The organism is Nostoc sp. FACHB-133 (assembly GCF_014698055.1).
Classification (GTDB): Bacteria; Cyanobacteriota; Cyanobacteriia; order Cyanobacteriales; family Nostocaceae; genus Nostoc.
Genome location: NZ_JACJSH010000008.1, coordinates 96,494 through 121,603, shown reverse-complemented (window position 1 = coordinate 121,603; position 25,110 = coordinate 96,494). Strand labels below are relative to the sequence as shown.

General features: G+C 40.4%; 22 protein-coding genes and 2 pseudogenes. 13 read left to right on the top strand and 11 right to left on the bottom strand.

Features of this window, described 5'->3' with window-relative positions:
• The first annotated feature begins 3 nt into the window (after positions 1-3).
• The 5 genes from H6G86_RS09275 (at position 4) to H6G86_RS09255 (ending at position 4,497) form a co-directional block, all read left to right on the top strand.
• On the top strand, positions 4-1,164 hold the full coding sequence (locus tag H6G86_RS09275; RefSeq protein ID WP_199338217.1) for a class I SAM-dependent methyltransferase: 1,161 nt from the start codon (positions 4-6) through the stop codon (positions 1,162-1,164).
• A 95-nt stretch (positions 1,165-1,259) separates the two neighbouring features.
• The gene (locus H6G86_RS09270) at positions 1,260-1,529 is read left to right on the top strand and encodes a hypothetical protein (protein WP_190934062.1); all 270 of its coding nucleotides are present in this window, start codon (positions 1,260-1,262) and stop codon (positions 1,527-1,529) included.
• A gap of 248 nt (positions 1,530-1,777) precedes the next feature.
• Complete coding sequence (locus H6G86_RS09265; RefSeq protein WP_190934061.1) at positions 1,778-2,305, top strand: CAP domain-containing protein; 528 nt, start codon at positions 1,778-1,780, stop codon at positions 2,303-2,305.
• Between the two features lie 925 nt (positions 2,306-3,230).
• Positions 3,231-3,779, top strand: a complete 549-nt coding sequence (locus H6G86_RS09260) for a CAP domain-containing protein (protein ID WP_174712648.1) — start codon at positions 3,231-3,233, stop codon at positions 3,777-3,779.
• An 88-nt stretch (positions 3,780-3,867) separates the two neighbouring features.
• The gene (locus tag H6G86_RS09255) at positions 3,868-4,497 is read left to right on the top strand and encodes a ribonuclease H-like domain-containing protein (RefSeq protein WP_190934060.1); all 630 of its coding nucleotides are present in this window, start codon (positions 3,868-3,870) and stop codon (positions 4,495-4,497) included.
• 506 nt (positions 4,498-5,003) lie between these two features.
• On the opposite strand, the pseudogene H6G86_RS09250 reads toward H6G86_RS09255, so the two are convergent.
• From H6G86_RS09250 to H6G86_RS09240, 3 genes and pseudogenes are all read right to left on the bottom strand, one after another.
• Positions 5,004-5,450: pseudogene (locus H6G86_RS09250) on the bottom strand (rhodanese-like domain-containing protein); the annotation flags it as partial.
• A gap of 460 nt (positions 5,451-5,910) precedes the next feature.
• Positions 5,911-8,289 (bottom strand): NACHT domain-containing protein, encoded by a 2,379-nt coding sequence (locus tag H6G86_RS09245; RefSeq protein ID WP_190934058.1) that lies wholly within the window; start codon positions 8,287-8,289, stop codon positions 5,911-5,913.
• 326 nt (positions 8,290-8,615) lie between these two features.
• Positions 8,616-8,819 carry a hypothetical protein gene (locus H6G86_RS09240; RefSeq protein WP_190934057.1) on the bottom strand — a complete coding sequence of 68 codons (204 nt, stop codon included), beginning with the start codon at positions 8,817-8,819 and terminating at the stop codon, positions 8,616-8,618.
• Position 8,820: 1 nt separating this feature from the next.
• Here H6G86_RS09240 and H6G86_RS09235 point away from each other — a divergent pair, with 1 nt between their 5' ends.
• On the top strand, positions 8,821-9,540 hold the full coding sequence (locus H6G86_RS09235) for a response regulator transcription factor (protein ID WP_190934056.1): 720 nt from the start codon (positions 8,821-8,823) through the stop codon (positions 9,538-9,540).
• Positions 9,541-9,689: 149 nt separating this feature from the next.
• Positions 9,690-10,676, top strand: a complete 987-nt coding sequence (locus H6G86_RS09230; RefSeq protein ID WP_313930765.1) for a protein rep — start codon at positions 9,690-9,692, stop codon at positions 10,674-10,676.
• A gap of 55 nt (positions 10,677-10,731) precedes the next feature.
• Here the strand turns inward: H6G86_RS09230 and H6G86_RS09225 are convergent, their stop codons facing one another.
• The 4 genes and pseudogenes from H6G86_RS09225 to pdxA all read right to left on the bottom strand — a co-directional run bounded on the left by H6G86_RS09225 (position 10,732) and on the right by pdxA (position 13,609).
• Positions 10,732-11,232, bottom strand: a complete 501-nt coding sequence (locus H6G86_RS09225; RefSeq protein ID WP_190934054.1) for a 2OG-Fe(II) oxygenase family protein — start codon at positions 11,230-11,232, stop codon at positions 10,732-10,734.
• A gap of 618 nt (positions 11,233-11,850) precedes the next feature.
• Positions 11,851-12,147, bottom strand: coding sequence for a helix-turn-helix domain-containing transcriptional regulator (locus H6G86_RS09220; protein WP_190934053.1), 297 nt, complete (start codon positions 12,145-12,147; stop codon positions 11,851-11,853).
• Positions 12,140-12,478, bottom strand: a pseudogene (locus tag H6G86_RS09215) (type II toxin-antitoxin system RelE/ParE family toxin). Before H6G86_RS09215 ends, H6G86_RS09220 begins: the two are co-directional and overlap by 8 nt.
• 39 nt (positions 12,479-12,517) lie before the next feature.
• Positions 12,518-13,609 carry a 4-hydroxythreonine-4-phosphate dehydrogenase PdxA gene (gene pdxA, locus H6G86_RS09210; protein ID WP_190934052.1) on the bottom strand — a complete coding sequence of 364 codons (1,092 nt, stop codon included), beginning with the start codon at positions 13,607-13,609 and terminating at the stop codon, positions 12,518-12,520.
• 207 nt (positions 13,610-13,816) lie between these two features.
• On the opposite strand from pdxA, the gene petM reads away from it, so the two are divergent.
• The 6 genes from petM to H6G86_RS09180 all read left to right on the top strand — a co-directional run bounded on the left by petM (position 13,817) and on the right by H6G86_RS09180 (position 18,802).
• Positions 13,817-13,921, top strand: a complete 105-nt coding sequence (petM, locus tag H6G86_RS09205) for a cytochrome b6-f complex subunit PetM (protein ID WP_012410508.1) — start codon at positions 13,817-13,819, stop codon at positions 13,919-13,921.
• Between the two features lie 428 nt (positions 13,922-14,349).
• A complete protein-coding gene (locus H6G86_RS09200) occupies positions 14,350-15,348 on the top strand; it encodes an SDR family oxidoreductase (RefSeq protein WP_190934051.1) in 999 nt (332 codons plus the stop codon).
• Positions 15,349-15,478: 130 nt separating this feature from the next.
• A complete protein-coding gene (locus H6G86_RS09195) occupies positions 15,479-16,396 on the top strand; it encodes an NAD(+) kinase (protein ID WP_190934050.1) in 918 nt (305 codons plus the stop codon).
• A gap of 348 nt (positions 16,397-16,744) precedes the next feature.
• Positions 16,745-17,431, top strand: coding sequence for a response regulator transcription factor NblR (nblR, locus tag H6G86_RS09190; RefSeq protein ID WP_012410505.1), 687 nt, complete (start codon positions 16,745-16,747; stop codon positions 17,429-17,431).
• 162 nt (positions 17,432-17,593) lie between these two features.
• Positions 17,594-18,109, top strand: a complete 516-nt coding sequence (locus H6G86_RS09185) for a DUF192 domain-containing protein (RefSeq protein ID WP_190934049.1) — start codon at positions 17,594-17,596, stop codon at positions 18,107-18,109.
• 465 nt (positions 18,110-18,574) lie between these two features.
• Positions 18,575-18,802, top strand: a complete 228-nt coding sequence (locus H6G86_RS09180; protein WP_012410503.1) for a DUF2949 domain-containing protein — start codon at positions 18,575-18,577, stop codon at positions 18,800-18,802.
• A gap of 335 nt (positions 18,803-19,137) precedes the next feature.
• Here H6G86_RS09180 and H6G86_RS09175 read toward each other — a convergent pair whose 3' ends face one another.
• From H6G86_RS09175 to leuS, 4 genes are all read right to left on the bottom strand, one after another.
• Positions 19,138-20,292 (bottom strand): pyridoxal-phosphate-dependent aminotransferase family protein, encoded by a 1,155-nt coding sequence (locus H6G86_RS09175; RefSeq protein ID WP_190934048.1) that lies wholly within the window; start codon positions 20,290-20,292, stop codon positions 19,138-19,140.
• Positions 20,293-21,642: 1,350 nt separating this feature from the next.
• Positions 21,643-21,891, bottom strand: coding sequence for a DUF5615 family PIN-like protein (locus H6G86_RS09170; protein WP_313930764.1), 249 nt, complete (start codon positions 21,889-21,891; stop codon positions 21,643-21,645).
• Between the two features lie 3 nt (positions 21,892-21,894).
• Positions 21,895-22,221, bottom strand: coding sequence for a DUF433 domain-containing protein (locus H6G86_RS09165; protein ID WP_190934047.1), 327 nt, complete (start codon positions 22,219-22,221; stop codon positions 21,895-21,897).
• A 173-nt stretch (positions 22,222-22,394) separates the two neighbouring features.
• Positions 22,395-25,013, bottom strand: a complete 2,619-nt coding sequence (leuS, locus tag H6G86_RS09160; protein ID WP_190934138.1) for a leucine--tRNA ligase — start codon at positions 25,011-25,013, stop codon at positions 22,395-22,397.
• Positions 25,014-25,110 lie beyond the last annotated feature (97 nt).

The following is a 25,110-nucleotide window of genomic DNA, read 5'->3' as shown; positions in this document are numbered from 1 at the left end:
CTAATGATGGATCAACAATTCCAACACGCTATGCTACCACAACCCACTCATGATGAGTTGGCACGTCAAAACTTTGTGCAAAGTCTGAAAAAGCATATTTTCAGGAATATTTCTCCTGGCAATAAAGTAGTTTATGAAAAACTAGCCAAGCCGAAGTTTGAACAAGAACATCAGCGTCCTCCCCAAAATCGCCATGAAATTCGGGAAGTAATGCAGCATGAACCCTACTACCGATGGACTAGTGCCCTCAAGCGCATCAACCAGGAAATATTATGGAATGCTGTAAATACCAGTGTTGAAAGACAACTGCCAGAATTGATTGAGCGTGCCAAAGATCGTGGTAGTGAACTGGGTACTTTAACCCTCGACCCAAATTTTCAAATACCTAATTATCAAAAAGCTGTAGACATTCACTGTATGCCTGGAGGATATCACAGCGAATTCACTACTGATGATGTAGCTGCTGGCGCAACCTATGATCGCGGCGCTTACCTTTATGGTCTTGGTTGGTTGGGGCCGCTGAATAATGATATGGGGCTATCTATAGTCCAAAACTACCTTCTGCCAGAGTATCCAGACTTTCGACCCAGAAAAATTCTTGATATGGGATGTTCTATTGGTAATAGCACATTACCCTACGTAGATGCTTACCCAGATGCAGAAGTCCATGCCATCGATGTCGGCGCACCCATGTTGCGTTACGCTCATGCAAGAGCCGAAGCATTAGGCAAACGGGTACACTTCTGGCAGCAAAATGCCGAACATACTAACTTTCCAGATGAATCATTTGACTTAGTGGTTTCTCATATTTTGCTGCATGAAATTCCCCCGCCAGCCGTCCGTAAAGTCATGCAAGAGTCTTATCGTCTACTGGCTCCCGGTGGAATCATGCTCCATCTGGAAGCACCCTTGTATCATCATCTAGATGTTTATACACAGTTCATTTTTGATTGGGAAACCGCTAACAACAACGAACCCTTCTGGAGTGCAGTACGCGATCTGGATTTGGTGACGTTAGCTACTGAGGCTGGTTTTGCAGCAGATAAGACATTCGAGAAGTTTGTCCCTAATGGGGCATGGAAAGCAAAAGTAACTAATGGCCTTTTTCAAAATGGTAACTCAGGCAGCCTAAACACTTGGTTTGTTGTTGCTGCAACAAAGTAAATACCAATTCGTAATTCGTAATTGAGAAAGCCAGATTTTATCTGGATTTCTTTGTTTTGTGTATGTAGTCTTACTTTGAGAGAATTGGTATTAGGATGACAAAAATAGCTAAGGGCAAACGACCTGTTTACTTAGACAATCCACAAATCGATAAATTGTTAGCGATCGTCATGGCTTTGACTGGCGAGGTGTCTGTGCTGCATGAGCGTCTGGATACCATTGAAAGGTTACTAGAGGTTAAAGGTATTTTATCGGCTACTGAGATCGAAGCTTACGAACCAGATGCAAAAGTAACAAAAGAGCGAGAACAGTGGCGTGCAGAATATATTGCACGAGTGTTACGTGTGGTGCAAGAAGAGTTATAAACCCTCAACCAAAGCTAGTCGCACAGAGGCTTTAGTGGATAAAATTATGCTATTTAAATAGCGAAAATAATCCTAATGGTAGAGGGAATTTTTTCATAAACAGCACTTTTTTCGTAAGATTGTGAATTTTAAAGTTTTGTAGTAGCGTTTGAACAAAAAAGAGCATAAACAGAAATATATAGACCTATAAGCAATTTGTCACATTTAGATTAGTTTGATTAGATTGTCTGGAACTTTACTTTCAGCACATGATTAAAAGAACAATCTACGGCGTTGCTTTAGGCACTATTGTCCTCAGTAGCGGAGCGATCGCTACTCCTATAACAAATTCAACTTTTACACCAGTGTCTTCATCTATATCAAGTGATGCTTTCAAAATTGCAGCATTTAGTATCAACACTACTGTTGTAGAGCAATCGGTTTTCAACCAAATTAATAGCTACAGAACTTCCCAAAGGCTACCAGCACTAACTCGTAATTCTGCCATTGATAATCAAGCTAGGATTCATAGTCAGAATATGGCTAGTGGGAAAGTTCCCTTTGGACATACAGGATTTTCACAGCGTATTCAAGCAATCGGTATTTCTTACACATCTGCTGGTGAAAATGTTGCTTACAACCAGGGATCTACTGACCCTGCGACGACAGCCGTTCAAGGCTGGCTCAAAAGTCCAGGGCATCTAGCCAACATCAGAGGCAATTTTAATAAGACGGGGATTGGTGTCGCCAGCAATAGTGCAGGCAAAGTCTACTTCACACAAATTTTCCTTCGCTGATATAGCGGTTCTCAATTGCATAGAATACAGACTTAACAAGAGCAACCCCTTACCTACTAGCGTTGGGGAGTAAGATTCAAAACCTCTCTCATAAAAGTTTTCTCAAATTCCCCAGACTGAAGTCTGGGGAACAAGCTTGTTCTAAATTAGGACTTATACCAATTTTGTATGAAGATACGCTAAACCATATTTAAGTACAAGACAGAAGAAAGAGAAACGTAGACGCATTAGCAAAGTGGTAGCGACGTTCGCGTAGCGTCTCGCAGAGAAAGAGCGTCAGCGGCTTGCCGCAGGCTACCGCAAAGGACGCATTCGCGCAGCGTCTCGTCAGAGAAGGACACAAAGAAAGAAAGAAGTTAAAAGGGTTTGGCGCAGCCTCACAAAGAAATGGTATTACGCAAAAAGGCAGTGAAAGCCTTGATTTACCTAGGGGCAATACTTTGTGGGAAACCGCTTTGTATCTATATGAATGCCCCGACATTTCATACCTAATCTGTAAGTCTTATATAGCAGTTATCGTTTGAATGCAATACAGTTTAACCTCTCTACTTTTAGGAGAGAGGCTTTGAGTCTTACTCCCCTTTCCTTATAGGGAAGGGGTTGGGGGTTAGGTCTATATTGCACTCAACTAAGAACCGCTATAAATTAAATGTTGAATTATGTAGTATTTAATAGACAAATGTAATTGAAACTACATTATTTTTTAGTAATTCATGAAAATCTTAAATTCTCAGCAAAAATAACCGTTATTTGATAAAGATGAACTATTGAAATATTGACAATTGGAAATGATTTTTTCTATTTCTTATAAAGGATGTAGCCAGATTGCCGAAATTCATCAATCCTTAATAGTATCGTGGTATATATCATTGGAACAATAAGGTAGAGTAGAAGTCTTATATCTCTACACATCACGCAATTCTCCATGTTCCGACAAACTGCTTTTGGCATCGCTTTAAGTGCGCTTGTCCTTGCTAGTGGATTAACGACTGTTCCGATACCAAATCATCCTTCTACGAATACATCCACCCGTAATAAGCTGTTGTCGCTTTTTTCCAGTCAGGTTGCAATATCGACTCCTACTTTTAAAACTACTGAGCTAGAAAAATCAGTTTTTGAGCAAATTAATCGATATCGAGCTGCTAAAGGACTGCCAAAGTTGACCCTGAATGCAAATATTACTCGACAGGCAAGAATTCATAGTCAGAATATGGCTAAGGGTAAAACCCCATTTAGCCATCAAGGATTTGAAGGGCGAGTCAAAGCTATCCCTATTCGCTACAACAGTGCGGCGGAAAATGTTGCTTTTAACCGGGGATATAGCAACCCTGTAGAGGAAGCTGTTACTGGTTGGATTAACAGTCCCGGACATCTAAAGAATCTGAAAGGAAATTACAACCTGACTGGAATTGGCGTTGCTACTAATAATCAAGGCGAAGTCTACCTGACACAAATCTTTTTTCGCACTAGGTAGATTTAATTTATGATTTTTTGCACAATAATAATGTAGTGTCTGACAAGACTTGTATCTGTTGGACACTGCTATTATTTTTGAACAATTCATGACATTACAAGATTTTCAGGTAAGCGATCGCGATCTCAGTGACGCAGCTCTTGGACAGTATTTAGAATCGACAGCGATCGCAGTTGACACAGAAACGATGGGATTATTGCCACAGCGCGATCGCTTGTGTCTTGTCCAGCTGTGCAACCTAGAAGGGAAAGTCACTGTAATTCGCATAGCCAAAGGACAAATTGAGGCCCCAAATTTAAAAAAACTCTTCGAAGCGGCCAATGTTGTAAAGGTGTTTCACTTTGCTCGCTTTGACATTGCCACTTTGCGGGCCAATCTGGGGATTCAGGTTAGCCCTGTTTTTTGCACCAAAATTGCTAGTAAGTTAGCCCGTACTTACACAAATCGCCACGGACTCAAAGATGTGGTGCAAGAGTTAGAAAAAGTAGAACTAGATAAAAGCTCTCAAAGTTCTGATTGGGGTAATGCCATTAGCTTATCTGAAGCTCAACTTAGTTATGCTGCCAATGATGTGCGTTACTTACTTAGTGTGCAGCAAAAGTTAACAGAAATGCTCAAACGAGAAGAACGCTGGGAAATTGCTCAAGAATGTTTTGAATTTTTGCCAACGATAGTTTCTTTAGATTTATTGCAATTTAAAGATTTATTTGAACATTAGAGTCAACACTAAATCTATTTCAAAATAGTGTATTGGGTATTGCAAGAGAGATTTTCATCTTTTCTTGTACAGTGTAATTCATGGAGTCTTTTACAACATTTGTTGATCCTGTCCTTCAGCATTAAAAGTCAAAATATTCTGTCTTTCGATTTGTGAATTGTGACTTCTCTGCTCATAGAAAATCAAGATTAGACCTCTTGGAAAATTCTCTAACACCCCACCAGTAACCTCTCCCTGCAACCAGACAGGGGAGACTTTGATGTAACTCAAAGGTATAGTGGGGTTTTATTCTTGATTTCTGCAAGAGGTCTATCGCTAATTTTCTCAGTTATTTTTGCCTAAGAGCCGACATTGGAATCATCTCTGTCTTTAGATTCACTAATGCCTTCTTTAATATTGCTAGCTCCCTCTTGAATACCTTCTTTGAGATTGCTAGCTCCTTCTTGAATGCTGTCTTTGAGGTTACTAGCGCCTTTCTTGATGGCTTCCGTCGCGCTAGTACCTCCCTTTGGCTGATTTTGTTCGTGATTCTTTAGCCGATCTACGATATTGTAGTCGTCTGCACCTGCGGGAGTTTTTGATTCAACAATCCCTTCTGTTGGGCCACCAATAGCCTTCCATCCAGCAAGACCACCTATCAGTTGAGAGACATGCTCAAATCCATTAGAACGCAGTTGTTGCGCGGCTTGGGCAGTTTCTTCTTCATTAGCACCGTAAACGTAAATATCACGACTCTTATCCAAAGAAGGTACTGCACGCTCTACCAATTCATTTATGGGCATGGGCATTGCTCCCATAATGTGACCTTGATTGAAGGTGTTGCGATCGCGCACATCCAGTATTGTAAAAGCTGGTTCGCCCCATTCTAAACGAGACTTTAGGACATGAGCATCAGATTGTCCTTGTATTGGTGGTTGTGGGGGAATGATGCCGCCTACTAAATTGTTAACCATAGGTATTCCTTGCTGACGATATTAATAGCAATTTAACGGAGTCAATATATTTAATTACTCTTTCTCTAGGCTGAATCTATTCAAAATCTCTCTTGAGATAGAGTAGCTAATTAAAATATTTTCTACCATTTAACCCATTGCAAATATAGTCAAATTGAACTATTAAAAGAGATTTTTATTTATAGTAATTTTAATAAAATGTTTAAAATTTATATTTTGGATATTTACTTATTTACAATAAATTTTAAATAATAGACTTTATTCTATTTTATTAAATACAGAGGTTCTCGAATGGAAGCAATACAGTTTGACCTCTCTCCAAACCTCTCTCCTAAAAGGAGAGAGGCTTTGAATCTTACTCCCCTTCCCTTATAGAGAAGGGGGTGGTGGGTTAGGTCTGTATTGCACTCAACTGATAACCGCTATATCCTATCCAAAATCGTCTAAAAATTAAAAGTATTCAGCGAATATTAGAGGAATTACGTAGCTTTTCAATATCTGCGATCGCTAATAATAATGTTTCTTCAATCTCTTGCCGCACTATTGGAGTTACATCAGCCGCAATATTGATGCAATCAACTAGTAATTTATTACCATTATAATATTTTTGGAGCAATTCTTTTTGCTCTTCAGTAAACTGCCAATCATAACCAATATGGCGATGCTTAATTAGCATATCTCTTAATTTTTCACCCCAAATTTTGCTTTTAGATTTCCACCAGTCCCTAAACTGCTCTGGATTACTATCTATTTTTGGTAGTTGTTTCTTGAGTTGTTGCAGCACTTGCTTAAATTTAATATCAACAACAATATCAATAGCTTTATCAAAGGCAATAACAAGGGCATGAGCATGATCGAGGGCATCGTTGAGGGTATGCTCAAAGGCAAAGTCAAGATCGTGAATACACGCAACAGTACTGAATAGAAACTCATCTAATACAAGCTCTGCATTAAAGGTGATGTTACCTACAAGAGCGCACTCAAGGTCATAACCAGAGGTATAGACAAAAGCATTATGTCTACTGCAAATGCAAGAGCTTCGCTCAACGCAAACGAGATAAAAAGCACGAACACCTGCTGCTTTGTAACTACTAGAAACTGAACTAGATTTTTGATGCAGCCAGGTTAGAAAATGCTGTAATTTTTCATCGTCAGCCAATAGCAAATCAACTTTTTGTTTCATTAAATGTAGTATTTCATTAGCATTTGGCAACATAGTAACAGTTAGTAAAAATACTTGCCGCCAGTGCCTTTCAGTTATATGATTGACGAGATTGTTACAATCATAGTCTTGGTAACTTTCAACAATTTTTCGAGCCGTGAAATACTTTTGAAATGTCAGATGAGAAAAAGAGTAAATTCCCCGTGCCCTTTCCACCAATAACCCATTCTGTACCTCAATTGCTTCTAGCACTGCTTCATTATCTAGCTGGTATTGAGTTGCATCAGAGTTAAGATTTTGTATGGGTTCAAGATAGTCAGCAATAAGTTGCAGGATATTTTCTTGTTCAAAAAAGTATTTTTTTTGCTCAAAAGTGATAGCTGCAAGTTGAAAAAGCAGCTTTTTCTTACTTGCTAGAGTTAAATTATAAGCAACGCGATCGCGTTTAATTCCTCTGACTTCATCCCATCTGACCAACAAAATGTTCAGTGCTTGCTCATATAACTTGGCTGGATTTACGGGAAATTGATTTTTTACTTGGAACACTAAGCAAATCAAATGTAGCAGTAAGGGAGTGACCGCCAATTCTCGGATATGCTGATTTTCTGGTAGATGAAGCTGATTAATAAATAAATTTCCTATTGCTTCCCCATCTTCTTTAGACTTAAGAGCAACTCCAACAAACCAATTTTTGGCAAAAAATTCTATTTGTCCTTGGTCAAAGTCTTCTAACTCAACTTCAGTAAATCCCTGAAATCTATATTTTTGGGCAGCAATCCGACAGCTAATAACAAACTGATTTTTGTAAAAAGTTTGGGTAAGTCTCCGAATTTCGATTGTTAATTGTTCTGCCTTTTCTGCTGGCACTTCATCTAATCCATCTAGCAAAATCAGCAGTTTTCCTTCTGTCAGAAGAGTTTTAGTTGATTCCTTTTCAACACCGCAATTGATAAAATCTTGGATGATGTAGTTTAATAGATTGAATTCACTATCATTTTTGACATCTTCAGCAAATTCTTTCATCCTAATAAAAGTTGCGATGCGGTTTGGCTGAAAATTGCCTTTGTTACACTCAATCGCTAGATATTGTAAAAATATAGTTTTACCTGACCCTGGTTTACCCAGCACCATCAGTTTTGAGTGCCTTAATACTGCTTCCAACCCTGGTAATCTTCTCTGACGGTTGTATCCTCCAAGTTGATTAAAGTCTGATTCCGATTTCAAGTCTTTCAACAGGTCAGAAATTTCTTGCCATTGCAGGCTTACTATCTCCTCTAAGACATTAGTATTGGTGTAAATATCCATCAGTTGGACTGTCTGGGAAATGTCCAACATTTGCAGAGTGTTGCACTGGTCTTGAATTTTCTCTTGGCGCTTTTGACGCACTTCCCGCACCAGTGTATCGAGGTCAGTACCTTTGATTTGCGTCTTAGTAGTTACCTCAAATGCCACATTTTCAGGTAAACCAGCAACCTTTTGCCAAGACAAACCTAGCTGCTGGCAAATTTGCACAAAACAAGATCGGGAAACTGACTCACCTGCAAAAAATTTGGAAACTGGTTGACGTGTAATGCCTAAAGCTATCGCTAATTTATGCTGACTCCAAGTTTTGTCTGTTAAAGCTGTTTTTGCTGCCCTTATACCTTCTGGTGATGCTCTGAGTCCTTGGCTTGTCATAGTCTCAGGCTGAAATTTGTAGTATAGTATATGCTTAAAAGGGTAGCTACATGTAAATGCACCCAGAGTGAATTTTCGTAGTCCCTCTTCAGGAGCAGATACTAGTTAGTTCAAGTAGGATTGGGTAGAATCTAAATTGGTTTATGGCTTAGTTTGTGGGCCTTTACGAATCACTAATTAATCAGGGAGTACATTGCTTTTCCAAAGTTGTAGGAAACTGCCGTAGCGTCTGGTGTCTCTCTAGACTATTTCTGATTATAAAAATTGTCTCACATTACACTTATCTTAAGTATTAAAGTCAATAATTATACAATGTAAATTCAAAATTATACAAAAATCATACAAAAATCATACAATTTATCAGCATTACGGTGGCTGAAGTTTTCATAAACTTCATGGAAAATTAATTGTATACAAGTACTACAGTAGCGATCGTACTCAGCAGAGACGCGCGTGAATCCACTCTCAACAGAAACACGTACAGCAAAACTGGGACAACAGCGAATCGCCCAATCTACAATAGGCAGCATTATGGTTATGATTACCGCTACTACTCCTAAAATTCTGATTGTTGATGACGACTTCGGCGTGAGAAATCTCGTTCATCGTTTTTTGAGTCGGAAATATCAAATAGAGGCAGCAGCAGATGGTAAGACTGCCTTATCGATGTTTGAGCAATTCAACCCAGCCTTAGTAATTCTGGATTGGAATTTGCCAGATGTTAATGGTTATAGCCTTTGTCAAGAAATGCAGAGTCGAACTAATGTTTTAGTGCTGATACTGACTAGTAGGACTGATGAAGCTGATAAAATTAAAATCTTGAGTGCAGGTGCTGATGATTTCATGACTAAACCATTTAGTCTTGCAGAAGTAGAAGTTAGAATAGAAGCTCTTTTGAGGCGGATACGCTACATCAACCCTTCACCAACACAACGGATTATTTTCAAGCAGCTAGTAATTAATCCAGAGGGACGGGAGGTAATACTAAACGATAAGCTTCTCGCTTTAACAGCACTGGAATTTAATATTTTACATTTTTTGGCAAGTCATCCTAATCAGGCTTGGAGTCGCCCACAATTAATCCAAAAAATCTGGGGTTGCGACTACGTAGGAGATGGCCGGGTGGTTGACGTACATATTGGTCAGCTTCGCAAGAAAATGGAAGTCGATCCTAGCGTACCAGAGTTTATTAAAACTGTACGCGGCTATGGTTATAAGTTTGAAGCACCCGAAGAAAATACTACTTCTTGAGCTTTGCGATTTCAGGAGTAGTTTATAACAAAAAATGATTCATCTGAGTCAGCATTAGTCTTATTGTTTACTTAAATACTTTTACTGAGGCTTGACCGTATAACTTGCGTTAGTTTGGGGCGTTGATACTAAACTCATTTGGTAATTTCGTGTCTGCTCAAGCCTCAGACAGCAACTTTATTGCTTTTAATATATCGTCTCAAGATAAGTTTCAGAAAAATCAAAACTTACAAAGTTTATCCGAAGTTTCACCTATAGGGAAAATTTGGGACAAGCACAGAGCTAATACTGATAAAGTTTTGTATTATTACGCCAAAGCAGACGAACATTATTTTCACCAATATGCTTGGCGCATGAAAATATGTTCCGAGTTGCTGAAATTTCAATTAGTACCAGACGAATCGGAAGGTATTCTCAAGTTAAAGTTATCCGATGCCCGATTTTGTAGAGTTCGTCACTGTCCGGTTTGTCAGTGGCGGCGATCGCTAATGTGGAAAGCAAGAGCTTACAAAATTCTCCCACAGGTTGTAACTGATTACCCCAAGTACCGTTGGCTATTTGTCACCTTGACTGTAAAAAATTGCCAGATTGAGGAACTCAGGGAAAACTTGGATTCGATAAATAAAGCTTTTAAGCGATTTACTGAATTGAAGGCATGGCCTGCAAAAGGTTGGGTAAAATCCACAGAAGTAACTAAAGGTAGAGATGGAGTCTCAGCACACCCGCATTTACATATTTTGGCAATGGTGCCGCCTTCGTATTTCAGTCATGGCTATCTTTCTCATGCCAAATGGGTAGCGTTATGGCAGCAGTGCTTACGGATTGATTACCAGCCTGTTGTTAATACTAGCGCGATCGCTAAACATCATAACCCTTCACTACTTATCCCTGAAATTCTCAAGTATCAGGTAAAAGAGTCAGATTTAGTGGGTGATAGAGAATGGTTTTTAGAGTTAACCCGTCAACTGCATAAAAGTAGAGCGATCGCTGTTGGGGGTATACTCAGGCAGTATATGCGCGAATTAGAGGAGAAAAACCAAGACCTCATTGATGAAAGTGAAGAGACAGACGAGGTGGATGGAGAAAGTTTGTATTTCCGATGGGAGCGCAAGTTACAAAGATTTAATATAGAGTGACATCAGCGATACAAGAACAGGCTCATAATCCTTACATGAAAAGGATTACATAAGTTTAGAACCGTAGATCGTGTGGTTTAATCCGGCGAAAGGACAAAGACCAGCGATCAGATACAACCGGAAGTAGTTCATGGTGAAGATTAGAATAAAACTTGATAACCTGACCATCTTCAAGGTGATATTTATTACTATACCCTTGAGTATCAATGCAGAAAGTAGCACGTCCAATATTGACTAATGCTACCAGAGGTTCAAAAGCGCGGTGGTCACGGTGTCGTTTCATGCCAACACCTGGAGGATAATGGCAGAGTAAGGCAGAATTCCATCCTGGAAGAATGCGATTGCCAAGTCGATTAACCGTCTCATCCGAATGTCCTTTGTTAATTACCGGAGGGTATAGTAGTATTACCTCGTTTCCAAACGGTTTGTGAGTTCGACCAAAAGCAATCTTACTAGAAGGCATTGACTTCATGCCAAATTGATGATTGCACAAGTAATGAAGACTTTGAAGATCGCAACCAAAGTCTTCAATAGTTTCAATTTTAGCTAAATCCATTATTAACTCCTGAAAATTTCAACTCTGCAAATCAAACTAATTACACCTACCCTCAGCGCGAAGCGTTCAAAGAAAAAATATTTAAAGTCGATTCCACTCCACGACTATTGGAGTACAACTCTTTATTTATTTTCTTCATATACTTTTAGGGGTTAGCCTATTCTTTATTTCTTCAGCGCGAAGCGTTTAAGAAAAAATATTTAAAGTCGATTCCACTCCACGACTATTGGAGTACAACTCTTTATTTATTTCATTCAATCTAGGCGTTAGCCTATTATTTCTCTAACCACAAAAGCACAAAAAATAAATACCAGCCGTCCGAAAAACAGATGGCTGGTATTTATAAATCACCTTTACTTGAAGCTAGTAAATAGGTTCGATGATAAAGTCAAAGAGTCAAAGAGTTAAAGTAATAAATTAGAATTTTTATATATACTGTTAAATGACAGCTTCCAACATGAGGAAACAAAAAAACCAGACAAACAACTAGTGAATGACTGGGATATGCAAAATAGCTTCCCTCGAAATTAGTAAATAACTTTGAGAGGCGATTTATAAATTGTAAAAATAAATTGGGAAGGTATAAGACTGAGCGATTTAAATCCTTAAAAAATCACCTCATACTGACTTCACTGTTACTGCTAGCTGTAATCCCAATGCATCCAGTAATTTCCTCAGACAATAAAATTCAATTTCACCTTGCTCAGATAACATCAAGTCGAGTTGCTCATAGCATTGCTTAACTTGCGCTGGAAACTGATCAATTCCACCCTGTGCCTCAAGTACATTTTTGAGTGCTTTCCCTAACATTTTAGGATCGCCTTCTTCTAGAACTACTTCGATATAAGATGCTGCTTCTAATGGATCTTGGAGATGTTTTACTAGTCCTTCGTGATAGCTTGCACTTTTAGGCATTATCTATACTCCTATAGTCTTTCCAATATTCCTGAGCTTTATCAACATCTTGTTTATAAGTGTTTTTATCTCCACCACATAAAAGAATAATAATTGTTATATTTTCTTGTCCAAAGTATATGTGGTAGCCTGGCCCATAGTCGATTCTCAATTCAAAAACACCTTCTCCAACTGACTTACAATCACCTAAATTACCATCTTAAACTCGATCAAGTCTGGCTCTTTTTTTAGCTTTTACTCTTCTATCTCGCAGAGAATCAAGCCACTCATCAAAAATATTTTTTTCATCTCCTGTCAGATAATTTCTAATTTCTCTTGGTTGCACTTCCATGATTCTTTGGACAAGTCTAGTTATAAATCATGAAATAATTCATAGTTTTCTCGCCGCCAATCTTTGACTAACCAACTCAGCTGCTAAATGTATCGCTGCTTTCATACTTGTAGCATCAGCAATTCCCTTACCCGCAATATCAAATGCTGTTCCATGATCTGGTGAAGTCCGAACGAAAGGAAGACCAATAGAAGTATTAACTGCTCGATCAAACGCCATCAGCTTCACAGGAATTAAGCCTTGGTCGTGGTAAAGTGCCAAGTGGCCATCAGCAGGATTTTGGACTAAAGAATTTCCATACCAAGCTTGACCAGGTTTAACCCACATCGTATCTGGCGGTATTGGCCCATCTAGCTCTAATTTTGGTCTGTTTTGCCGCTCTTGCTCCAACCAGGGAATTAACCAATCTTGTTCTTCATGTCCCAATTGTCCCTGTTCGCCACTGTGGGGATTCAAACCTGCGATCGCAATTCTCCCATTTTCTATCCCAAAATCTTTTTCCAAGCACTCCACCAGCAAATCCAATTTCTGTGTCAACAATTGTGGTGTCAATGTATCCGCTACTTGACGTAAAGGAATATGTGTAGTCGCAAGTAAAGCGCGGAGTGTCCAGTTAGTATGGGGCGATCGCGCTACAAATAACATTCCAAAACGGTCAACACCTGACTTATGTGCCAAAAGTTCCGTTTGCCCTGGATAATTATACCCTGCGGCTTTCCAAGCAGATTTAGCGATCGGCCCCGTGACTATCCCATCAAATTTACCAGCGAGTGTTTGTGCGATCGCATATTCCATATAGGTAAAACTAGCCGCACCACTGGCCGCATTTCCTATGCCGGGAATAATTTGACCTTTAATTTCTCCATCCAATTGCACATCACAGACAGACAACTCTTCTGGATTTGCCAAAGGTGCTAAATTTTCGATTAAATTCAATTTGTGATAAGTCTGTGCCAGCAAATTCCCATTACCCACAACTGTTACGTCGTATTTTTTACTAATTTCCGGTTCTGCTAAAGCTTTTAAAATCACCTCCGGCCCAATACCCGCCGGATCTCCCAGCGTCAGCGCCAAACGTGGGCGATTCTTTTTGCTAAAATTCACTAAATCACCTTGATTATTTTGATACATAAAATTTATTCATAATTATTATCATTAAAATTTTCCCCATCCCCCTCATTTCCCGTTCTACAGTAGGGATTGCCCCCCAAACCAGTAGGGATTACTTGCTAAACTAGTTTAAAATTATTTACACAGGTCTAATCCTACAGTAACTATTGAAAAGCTTCTGCTAGACCTAGTTTACACACACTAATTTGCATAAGGAGAATCACACCAATGGGCGGCGAAATTTTGAATGCAGCTATATTGTCCTTCGGTTTAATCTTCGTGGGCTGGGGCTTAGGCGCATTGTTACTGAAAATTCAAGGCGGAGAAGAATAACTTCTACGATGAGAAGGAGTCAGAAGACAGAATTTAGAATTCAGAATACCCCAGCAGTCAAGTCAGGGTTAACAATCGGAAAGAATTTTTTCTTCTCCACGATTAAAATCGGGGCTTTAAACCTCGATTCTCCATCCAGTCGCACAGAATCCATTCTGGATTCTGGCTTCTGAATTCTGAATTCTTCTTTGGTATTGACTATTAAGAGGGAAGAGGTTTTTCTCTGCCTTGAAAAGTTCTGTTCGCCCCAAGCTGGCGTTCATACTTTTCGCTAAGTGGGAAAAAAGCTTGTCCGTTTACCGGACAGCAATTTTCCCATGAATTTTTCCATAACAAACGATTTTCTTAGAAAAGATGTAAACTTTTGTTTACATAGGTTATTCTGATAACATTCTTTTCATAAAACATTAAAATTTATTACAAACCTCATGACATTATTAATCGTCGGTGCCACTGGCACCTTAGGAAGACAAGTGGCTCGTCGTGCAATCGATGAGGGATATAAAGTACGCTGCCTCGTGCGGAGTAGTAAAAAAGCAGCTTTTCTCAAAGAATGGGGTGCAGAACTTGTACCAGGAAATTTACGTTACCCCGATACCCTAGCGGCAGCTTTAGTTGGTGTAACCCAAGTTATTGATGCGTCAACATCTCGCCCTACAGATTCACTGAGTATCAAGCAAGTTGACTGGGAGGGCAAAGTAGCATTAATTCAAGCAGCAAAAGCAGCAGGTGTAGAGCGCTTTATCTTCTTTTCAATTTTGGATGCGGATAAATACCCAGAAGTACCGCTAATGGAAATTAAGCGTTGTACAGAACTATTCTTAGCTGAGTCAGGCTTGAATTATACCATCTTGCGGCTAGCTGGTTTTATGCAAGGGTTAATCGGTCAATATGGGATTCCCATTTTGGAAGGACAGCCAGTTTGGGTGACAGGTAATTCTTCTCCCATTGCCTATATGGATACTCAGGACATTGCTAAGTTTGCAATCCGTGCATTGAGTGTGCCCGAAACGGAAAACCAAACTTTTCCTGTAGTTGGTACTCGTGCATGGAGTGCAGAAGAAATCATCAACCTGTGCGAACGCTTATCTGGAAAAGATGCCAGGGTAACGCGGATGCCAATCAGCGTACTGCGTGCCGTGCGGGGCTTAATGCGGTCTTTTCAGTGGGGATGGAATGTAGCCGACAGGCTAGCGTTTACAGAAGTATTGGCTAGTGGTAAACAGCTAAACGCTTCAATGGATGAAGTATATACAGTTTTTGGCTTAGATCCGCAACAAACCACAACTCTAGAAAGCTATCTCCAAGAGTATTTCAGCCGAATCATGAAGAAGCTCAAAGAGGTAGACTACCAGAAAAATAAAAATAAAAAGCAGAAACCTAAAAAAGCTCCTTTTAAACAGTCTTCAAAAGCCAATAGTCAATAGTAATTACAGAAGAGACATTAGTCATGAAACTCTACACTCTGGATATTCGACTCCAGATTAATGACTACATGACCCAAAATGTGTAAGGATTACATAATACAAAGCATCGCCTAAACTTGGATATTTGAGTGTGCCGAAAGCAGGCATTATCTACAATGACGTTAAACCGATAGCGGGTCGTGTCGCTATCGAGTTGGAAGACAAGCTAACCGCAGCCGGTTGGGATGTGTTTATCACATCAAGTATCGGTGGAATATTGGGCTACTCTAATCCAGATAGTCCTGTATGCCACACCCCCATTGACGGTCTAACGCCCCCTGGTTTTGACTCAGATATGGAGTTTGCAGTGGTGTTAGGGGGAGACGGCACTGTTTTAGCAGCGTCTCGTCAGGTAGCCCCCTGTGGTATTCCACTATTAACAGTGAATACCGGTCACATGGGATTTTTGACAGAAACTTTCCTGAATCAATTGCCCCAAGCGCTAGAACAGGCAATGAACGGTGAGTATGAAATTGAAGAACGAGCCATGCTCACCGTCAAAGTATTTCGGGGAGATGCAGTACTGTGGGAAGCTCTCTGCTTGAATGAAATGGTACTGCACCGAGAACCTTTGACCTCTATGTGCCATTTTGAAATTGCCATAGGTCGTCATGCACCAGTAGATATCGCGGCGGATGGTGTGATTGTTTCTACGCCTACTGGTTCTACAGCTTACTCATTGAGTGCTGGTGGCCCAGTTGTGACTCCTGGCGTACCTGTTTTACAGCTAGTACCCATTTGTCCCCATTCTCTAGCTTCTAGAGCATTGGTATTTCCAGATACTGAATCGGTGAACATTTATCCAGTCAACATTCCTCGGCTAGTGATGGTGGTGGATGGTAATGGAGGGTGTTATGTCCTACCAGAAGATAGAGTATATATGGAGCGATCGCAATATAGTGTGCGATTTATTCGCCTGCAACCGCCTGAGTTTTTCCGAATTTTACGAGAAAAATTAGGTTGGGGTTTACCACATATTGCCAAACCAACTTCGGTAGAATTACCGTAATGATTGGGCATTGGGAATGGGAAATGGGGAATAGGGGGACAAGGGGACAAGAGGTGAGAACTTGAAACAAGTCTTTCCCCTTGTCCCCAATTCTCCTTGTCCTCTTCCCAATTCCCAATTTACTGATTTCCGTCCAGAATTACTGGTATAGGGATGGTATTTGGAGTTAGTTATTAAGATTGCATCCGAGAATTCGATTGCTGACACCTGAACGTGCTAAAAGATTCTTAGCCGTGCGTCAAATCAGGATTGCTTCATCGTTAAAAACTCGTAATTGCACTTTATAACTGATGTAAAGATTTTCTCTGGAACATCTTTACAATCCCAAATCCAATATCCCAAATTGTTATGACAGTTGCTCCAAGTCCCTGTGTTTTGGTGATTGAAACCGATGAGAGCCTAGCAAATCAGCTTGCTTGCGATTTGCAAGAAGCTGGCTATGAATCGATATTGGCTCATGATGCGACCAGTGGTTTGCAATACTGTCGCGATCGCCAACCTGCTTTAATTGTTTTAGACCGGATGCTAGCAGGAGAATCAGGACTCTCATTGTGTAAAAATCTGAGAAGCACTGGTATGCGATCGCCTGTGTTGATTTTAATGGCAAGGGATACCGTTGACGATCGTGTAGCTTGTCTAGAAGCAGGAGCGGATGATTACATCCTCAAACCTTACCGCTCAGAAGACTTTTTGAAGTTAATTCGCCTCTACTTAAAACCCGATGTGGATACCACGGAGCAATTACGCTTTGGGGATCTTATTTTAGACATCGCAAGTCGCCGTGCTATCCACGGCGGTCGGGCAATTGACTTGACAATGAAGGAATTTGAACTATTAAAATTCTTAATGGAACATCCCCGTGAGGTGTTAACCCGCGAACAAATTTTAGAAAATGTTTGGGGTTATGACTTTCTGGGTGAGTCCAATGTCATTGAAGTGTACATCCGCTACCTGCGCCTCAAAATCGAAGATGAAGGTCAAAAGCGCCTAATTCAGACAGTGCGCGGCGTAGGGTACGTTTTAAGAGAATCCTAGTAGAGATGGCAAAAGTTTGCCTACTTTTGACAATGGGCTTAAGCCCATTGTCTAGTTAATTCAGCCTGAAAACGGCTGTGTATTACCAGACAAATAAAAGCGTGAGCTTTTTAGCTTAAATTCTGTAAAATTGAAATCTAAATTACAAAATCAAAAATAATTATGAATCGTTGGCTAGGTTTATTCTCAATGTTGCTGAGTGTTTTATTGATGGGCTGTTCTGTGCCAACAACGGCTAAACCTCCAACCCCCACGTCTGATTCTAAACCTCCAACCCCAGCGAGTTTAGGTCAAAAACTACCAATTTCTGCAAAAGCCATTCTTCCCAATGGCACAACTATTCAGCTAGAAGTCGCGAAGACACCACAACAGCAACAAATGGGGTTGATGTATCGACCAGCTTTACCAGATGACCGAGGAATGCTATTTGGGTTCGCTTCACCACAACCAGTTAGTTTCTGGATGAAAAATGTACCTGTAGCCTTGGATATGGTATTTTTACAGAACGGTGTAGTTAAATATATCCAATCTGCTGCACCTCCTTGTGCAAGTGAGCCTTGTCCTACTTATGGCCCCAACACACCAATCGATAAGGTAATTGAACTTCGCTCTGGAAGAGCTGCCGAATTGAAATTGAAAGTGGGCGATATTGTCAAAATTGAGAGTTCTAAGACTTAGCTACTTTTCAAGGATAAAGATTTGGATAGTTGCTCTGTTCAGACCGTATACTACCTAAATCTATGTTTTTTCTGTAAAAAATGTCACGTGTTGTAGCAAAAAGTCATCTGTAACGCTACTATTTAAAAACTGTGGTAATAAATGTAAAATTCTAATGTCTCCAATCTGAAATCGCGAACTTGAGGTTTGGTTGCAAAAATATTCCCTTCGGCGTAAGTGTAAATAGTCGCCAATAAGAGAGTATAGGTTATGGAATCTTTGTTACTACATGTGTAATTAAAAAACTACACAAGTAAACAAGATGGAGTCATTGAATTAAGTAAAAATGCTGCTTGATAATTGAGCAGATGATAAGCCTCTCTTAAAGGCAAATCAAAAAAAACTGTGCTGGGGTGTATAGCCAATAACGGCACAGTGACAGATGAAATACTGGCTACTGGCTACCGAGCAATGGTGAACTGATATATGACAATACATTCTGCACAAGGAGGTGAGATTCAAATGTCACCATCAAAATATTCTCGACTGATTCATTTTTTGCAAGAAGATTTGGCAATTTCCACAGCATCGCTGGCTGTTGCACTGCGCCATCGGGAGCAAGACCCAGGCCCTTTGGCAATGATTCTTTGGCAGTATGGTTTGATTACTCTAGAACAGTTAGAACAAATTTATGATTGGCTGGAGACGGCATAATTTATGCCAATTTTGGGTTTTGGATTAAAAGTCTCTATCAAAAGGCTGTTACCGGAATCTCAAACAATACTATATTATGATTATGCAAATTCTGGATCGTACTAAGTTGCCAAAGCTGGTATTGTTTGGTGTCAAATAAGCTGTGTGACTCTCTTGGAAGCAAATAATACTATCTAGGGCAAGTTGGTCTCATTTAAGAGAATAAAAGTATGTCACATCAACTCTACCTTGTACAAAGGTTGATATATAGGTTTATTAGCTCTGGTGGTTTCTACTTATTTATATACAACAAATCAAAAGAGCGAGTTGATAATTTAACTCGCTCTTTTGATTTATTAGGACTGACTAAACACTTTAACTGCTGCTGCTATACCAGAACCAGGGGTGAAGTCTTTGTATCCAAGTTCTGTTAGGGTAACTTCTAAAGATGCTATACAGCTAAGGATATCGCGATCGCTCACAAAGCCCAAGTGACCAATGCGGAAAATCTTATTACTCAAATGGTCTTGACCACCTGCAAGGGCAATATCAAAGCGTTTTTTCATCAATGACCGAATCTTATCCGATTCAATTCCCTGTGGTGCTACAGCCGTAATCGCCGGACTAGCGGAACTATCTGCTGCAAATAGGGGCAAATTCAACCCTTGAATGGCGGCGCGGGTAGCATTTTTCAGCCGTTCATGTCGAGCAAATATTGACTCTAATCCTTCCTCTTTCATGATTCGCAACGTGGTGTGTAATGCTACGATCAAGTTCACGGGTGGAGTAAAGGGAGTTGTATTTTTGGCTGTGGCTTTGCGATATTTGCCTAAGTCCAAATAATATTTTGGCAGCTTCGCAGTTTTGTAAGCTTCCCAAGCCTTGGGGCTGACAGAGACAAAACCTAATCCCGGCGGAATCATATAACCTTTTTGAGAACCGGAGGCGACTATATCCAAACCCCAAGCATCCACGGGTAGATTGGACGCACCCAAGCTTGTGACGGCATCAACGATAATTAAAGCTTCACCGTGTTCTTTGACATGGCGGTTGATGCTTTCTAGGTCATTCAACACACCTGTCGAGGTTTCACTGTGGGTAATGATTACAGCTTTAATTTGCTTTTGAGTATCTGCTTGGAGTTTTTCGGCAAATACTGCGGGGTCTAAGGGTTTTCCCCATTCCACCTTAACTTCTTCTACATTCAAACCGTAGGCTTGACCAACTTCTACCCAGCGTTCGCCAAATTTACCATTAGAGCCAACTAAAATGCGATCGCCTGGAGAGAGAAAATTAATTATTCCAGCTTCTACAGCACCCGTACCACTGACATTCAGTGTCAGCACATCACTTTGAGTTTGGTGCAACCACTTCAGGTTTTCCGTCACCTCTGCCAAGATGTTGCTAAATTCACTGGTACGGTGTCCAATCGGATGCTTGGCTAATGCCAGTAAAGCAGCTTCTGGCACCGGGGTTGGGCCTGGAATCATTAGCATCAGCTTATCGTTCATGTGTCTATCCTAAAAGTCAAATAAAAGTCAAAATTGTGGGAAATTGGTTTAGTCTGGTAGCAAATTTTAGATATTCATCTACAAATTACACTCAGATCGCCACCAGTCTTGTTGTATATTTTCCAAATAAATAGGAAAAGTATCGTGGGAGTTAATGATCGGTCAGCTTGACCTTCGCAATTTCAACGAGACTCCAACTCAAATAAAACCTCTGTTCCAGGCAATCTTACCATACACTTAGACACCAGGTTAAGGCGTGTGCTAGTAGGAGAGTAGCTAAAATAGCTGAGGCTGAAGCGTCCATTTAAGCTCTCTCAATTTTAGGTATAGATATTATAAATTCTTTAATCTTCCCCATCATCGACCTCAGTTGTTTTGATAGAAATATGCGAAATCGATTTAAATATCGTGGAAATCGTCGGTGAAAAAGCTCTGTTTTGCTTCAACCAAGGAAGTAACCGCCTACACTATGCGGAAGAGTTAGATGTCATCGTTTGCTAAGAGATAAAAGATACCCAACCAAAATTTTTCAATCTGCCTAGGTAGAAGATTTGTTCTTTGGTTCTCATTCTCTAAAGAATACCTCTATCTATTTAGGAGGTGATGATTTTATTGCAGTCTAAATCGCTTTCATGCAGATATATAAGCCATCTCAGGCTTACTTGATGGCGATTTTTCACTGATACCTTCCAGTTTATTTGCTGCTAAATTTGAGATATTTATGCTGCTAATTGCTGCACATTTTGAAGCTTTACTCAAAGGCAGGCGATGCCTATGCCTACGCTAATCAACTATAAGTTTTTATACTATACTTACAAACTTGCTACAATTGTGCCTAGTTTCGTTAGTTACCATTCATGGTGAGTCGTTTTTAACTAGTGTTCAGTTCATAAACTGTCACTCACCAGATCCCCGATTTTCTTGTAAAAGAGATATTCTTAGTTAGTGCAAGGAGTGATACCATTTCACCAGATGTTTGTCACAAGTTATCCCCGCAATACTCCCTGATAAGGGGGTGTTGCAGATTTCAAATGTTGCATCAAACAAGTGAGTTGGTATAAGCTTTTACGGGGAAGCGCTTGAGTGAGCAAAACTCTCAAGCGCTTTTTCGTGTATAAATAAGACAGTTTAACTCTTTGAACGATAATTATAGATGTTTTTAAATACACACATACCAGAGAAAAAACTACTGTTTCAATACTTCTTGAAACAGATTTTTGATGGTTTTAACATCCTTGCATTCCATCAAAATCTTTTTAAGTGACTGGACGTACCACACGAATTAATTTTCCTTGCAACGCCTGTTCTGCTGTCACAGCCTCATCTATCCGTGATGCAAACTGTCCCCAATTACGATTGTTCGTACAAACTAATAATACCGAAGTGGTTAGAATCACGACGATGCAAACGGATAAAATCAACTCTGTTGATAGTTAATATCGAGCGTTCTTGACTTATAGCAAATGCTAGCACTTCCTCATCAGGTATACTTTGGTCTGCATTTTCTGCTTCTTGAACTGTCAAAACATCATGCCCTAAAGCGCGTAATAATTCCACAACTGGAAATGGAAACTGCTCATCTGCGTAAAACCTTGCCATCGACTAGGCTACCTCATTACGCTCAATTGCCAATTCGATTTCATCAAGATGAGCTTCTGCGTATACCCAAGCATTGGCTAAATCTGTAGCTGTAATAGTTGGATAGCTCGTCAAAAGGTCAGCATCACTATATCCAAGACGGCTAGCTTCCACAAGTACCCAGACAGGAATACGAGTTTTAGCGATACGAGCCTCTCCACCACAGACTCCAGGAGTTTTCTCAATTCCTTGCCAATTGTTGCCGAGGCTTTGAGCAAGTAACTGTATAGCCTGCAATTTTTCATCAGGACTGAGGGCAAGAAGTTGTTGTTCTAACTCTTTGAGTGTCACGGATGTAAATCCTTTGATGTTTTGTCAGGCTACATTTACAATTTTATCGATTGCTAAATACAACTTTTAATTAATTTGTAGCAAATTGTCTGCGTACCTCTGCGCTTCCCTTTGCGCTACTTTGCGTTTAAATTTAAACCCTTAATTCGCCACGATTTTACGTAAAACTGTACTTAACTGACTACAAAATTCACCAACTTTCCAGGCACTACAATTACCTTTTTAATCTCTTTGCCTTCGATGTAACGCTGGGCAATTTCTGATTCACGGGCGTATTTCTCCAACGCTGCTTTATCTGCTTGTGCTGGTACTTGAATCGCGCCACGAGTTTTGCCCATAACTTGAATCACTAAAGTGATTTCATCAGCTACCAAAGCAACAGGGTCAAATGATGGCCAAGTTTGAGTGTGAATTGAATCACTTTCACCCAACAAATGCCACAATTCATCAGCAATATGTGGTGCAAAGGGTGCGAGTAACATCACCAAAGTCCGAATACCTTCTGCGTAAATTGGTGAATTCTTGTCGGCATCACTTAGGGCATTACTCAACTTCATCAATTCGGAAATAGCTGTGTTGAATTGATATTCGTCTTCCACATCTTCTGTCACAGCTTGAATAGCCGTGTGAATCGTCCGCCGCAACTCCTTTTCAGCCTTAGTTAAATCAGATAGTTGAGCTTGCTTACGGGATACCCCAGCAGTAATATAATCCGTCACCAAACGCCAAACCCGATTTAAAAAGCGGAATTGTCCTTCCACATCGGCTTCATCCCATTCCAGGTCTTTTTCTGGTGGCGCTTTGAACAAGATGAACATCCTTGCTGTGTCTATACCATATTTGGAAATTACATCTTCTGGCGCGACACCGTTGCCCTTTGATTTAGACATGGTGGCGTAGAGACGTTGCAAAGGTTCGCCTGTCTGAGGGTCGAGGGGGTCAGCAGAATTGACTAGATTAGAAGGAATCCATTTATCCTTACCGCCCTTATTGGGATTTAGGTAAGTTAAACCCTGTACCATCCCTTGAGTTAACAGACGTTGGAAAGGTTCATCAAAATTCAGTAACCCTCTGTCCCGGAGTACTTTAGTAAAGAACCGCGAATACAACAAATGTAAAATCGCGTGTTCAATCCCACCCACGTACTGATTCACTGGCATCCAGTCGTTAACTTTACGGGAATCGAAAACCTGTTGTTCATTTTTAGCGTCAGGGAAGCGCAAGAAATACCACGAGGAATCAATAAAAGTGTCCATCGTGTCGGTTTCCCGCTTCGCTGGAGTGCCACAAGTTGGACAAGCTACATTTACCCAGCTTTCTAACTGAGTTAAAGGTGAACCCCCACGTCCAGTAAATTCCACTTCTTCTGGCAACTGGACTGGCAAATCTTTGTCAGGTACTGGCACTATTCCACAATTGGGACAGTGAATTACAGGTATTGGTGCGCCCCAGTAACGTTGCCGGGAAATTAACCAATCCCGCAAGCGATATTGCACCCGCACTTTACCAAAACCTTGTTTTTCGGCGTATTCAATTATGGCTGGTTTAGCGTCTGTGGAAGCTATACCAGTAAAAGCCCCAGAATTAATTAAAATTCCTGGTTCAGTGTATGCCTGTTTATAGTCAACTTCGACAAGTTGTGTGATTCCATCAATCTCTGATGTTGGAGTTAAGTCAAAACCTGCAACATCATCAGGGGAAGCGATGACAAAATTAATGGGTAAATCGTAATTTTTAGCAAACTTAAAATCTCGGACATCGTGTGCGGGTACACCCATCACTGCCCCAGTACCATACTCATACAGTACATAGTCAGCAATCCAAATAGGCACTTCTTCCCCTGTAAACGGGTTAATTGCCACGCCACCGGTGGGGATACCCCGCTTAGGTTTGTCTTCAGAAGTACGTTCCAACTCACTTTGATTAGAAACCTCTTTAATAAAGACTTCTACCGCCGCTTGTTGTTCTTTTGTAGTGACGCGACTTGTTAAGGGATGTTCTGGTGCTAATACTAAATAACTGACGCCATAAACAGTATCTGGGCGTGTGGTATAGACGGCAATTTTTTCATCTATCCCGATAATGGGAAATTCTAAATAAGCGCCTGTGGATTTACCAATCCAGTTTGCCTGCATCAATTTGACTCGTTCTGGCCAACCTGTCAACTTATCTAAGTCATTGAGTAATTCTTCGGCATAGTCGGTAATCTTAAAAAACCACTGCCGTAACAATTTGCGCTCAACTATTGCGCCACTGCGCCAAGAACGTCCTTCGTTATCAACTTGCTCATTTGCTAATACAGTTTGGTCAATGGGGTCCCAGTTTACGGCTGCTTCTTTTTGGTAAGCTAACCCTGCTTGCAAAAACTGCAAGAAAATCCATTGCGTCCACTTGTAATAATCTGGTGAACAAGTAGCTAGTTCACATTCCCAATCAATCGATAAACCAAGACGCTGCAATTGCTGCCGCATCTGGGCAATATTCTGATAAGTCCACTGTGCTGGCGGTACACCACGGTCAATGGCGGCATTTTCTGCTGGCAAGCCAAAGGCATCCCAACCCATTGGGTGTATTACCCGATACCCTTGCATTCGCTTGAGGCGGGCAATCACGTCAGTAATGGTATAATTACGGACGTGACCCATGTGTAGGCTGCCCGATGGGTAAGGGAACATGGATAAAGCGTAGAATTTTGGCTTGTTACTAGCTGAAGGTGTTTTATCTAAGCCAAGTTCTAACCATGTTTTCTGCCATTTTTCCTCAATCGCTGCGGGGTTATATCGGGAATCCACCAAAAAATTCTCCTAATGGGTCTGTCTAGGTTAACCTGCTATGTCAACCTGTTAGGTTAACCTATATTGTAGGTCAACTAATCACAGATTTATATAA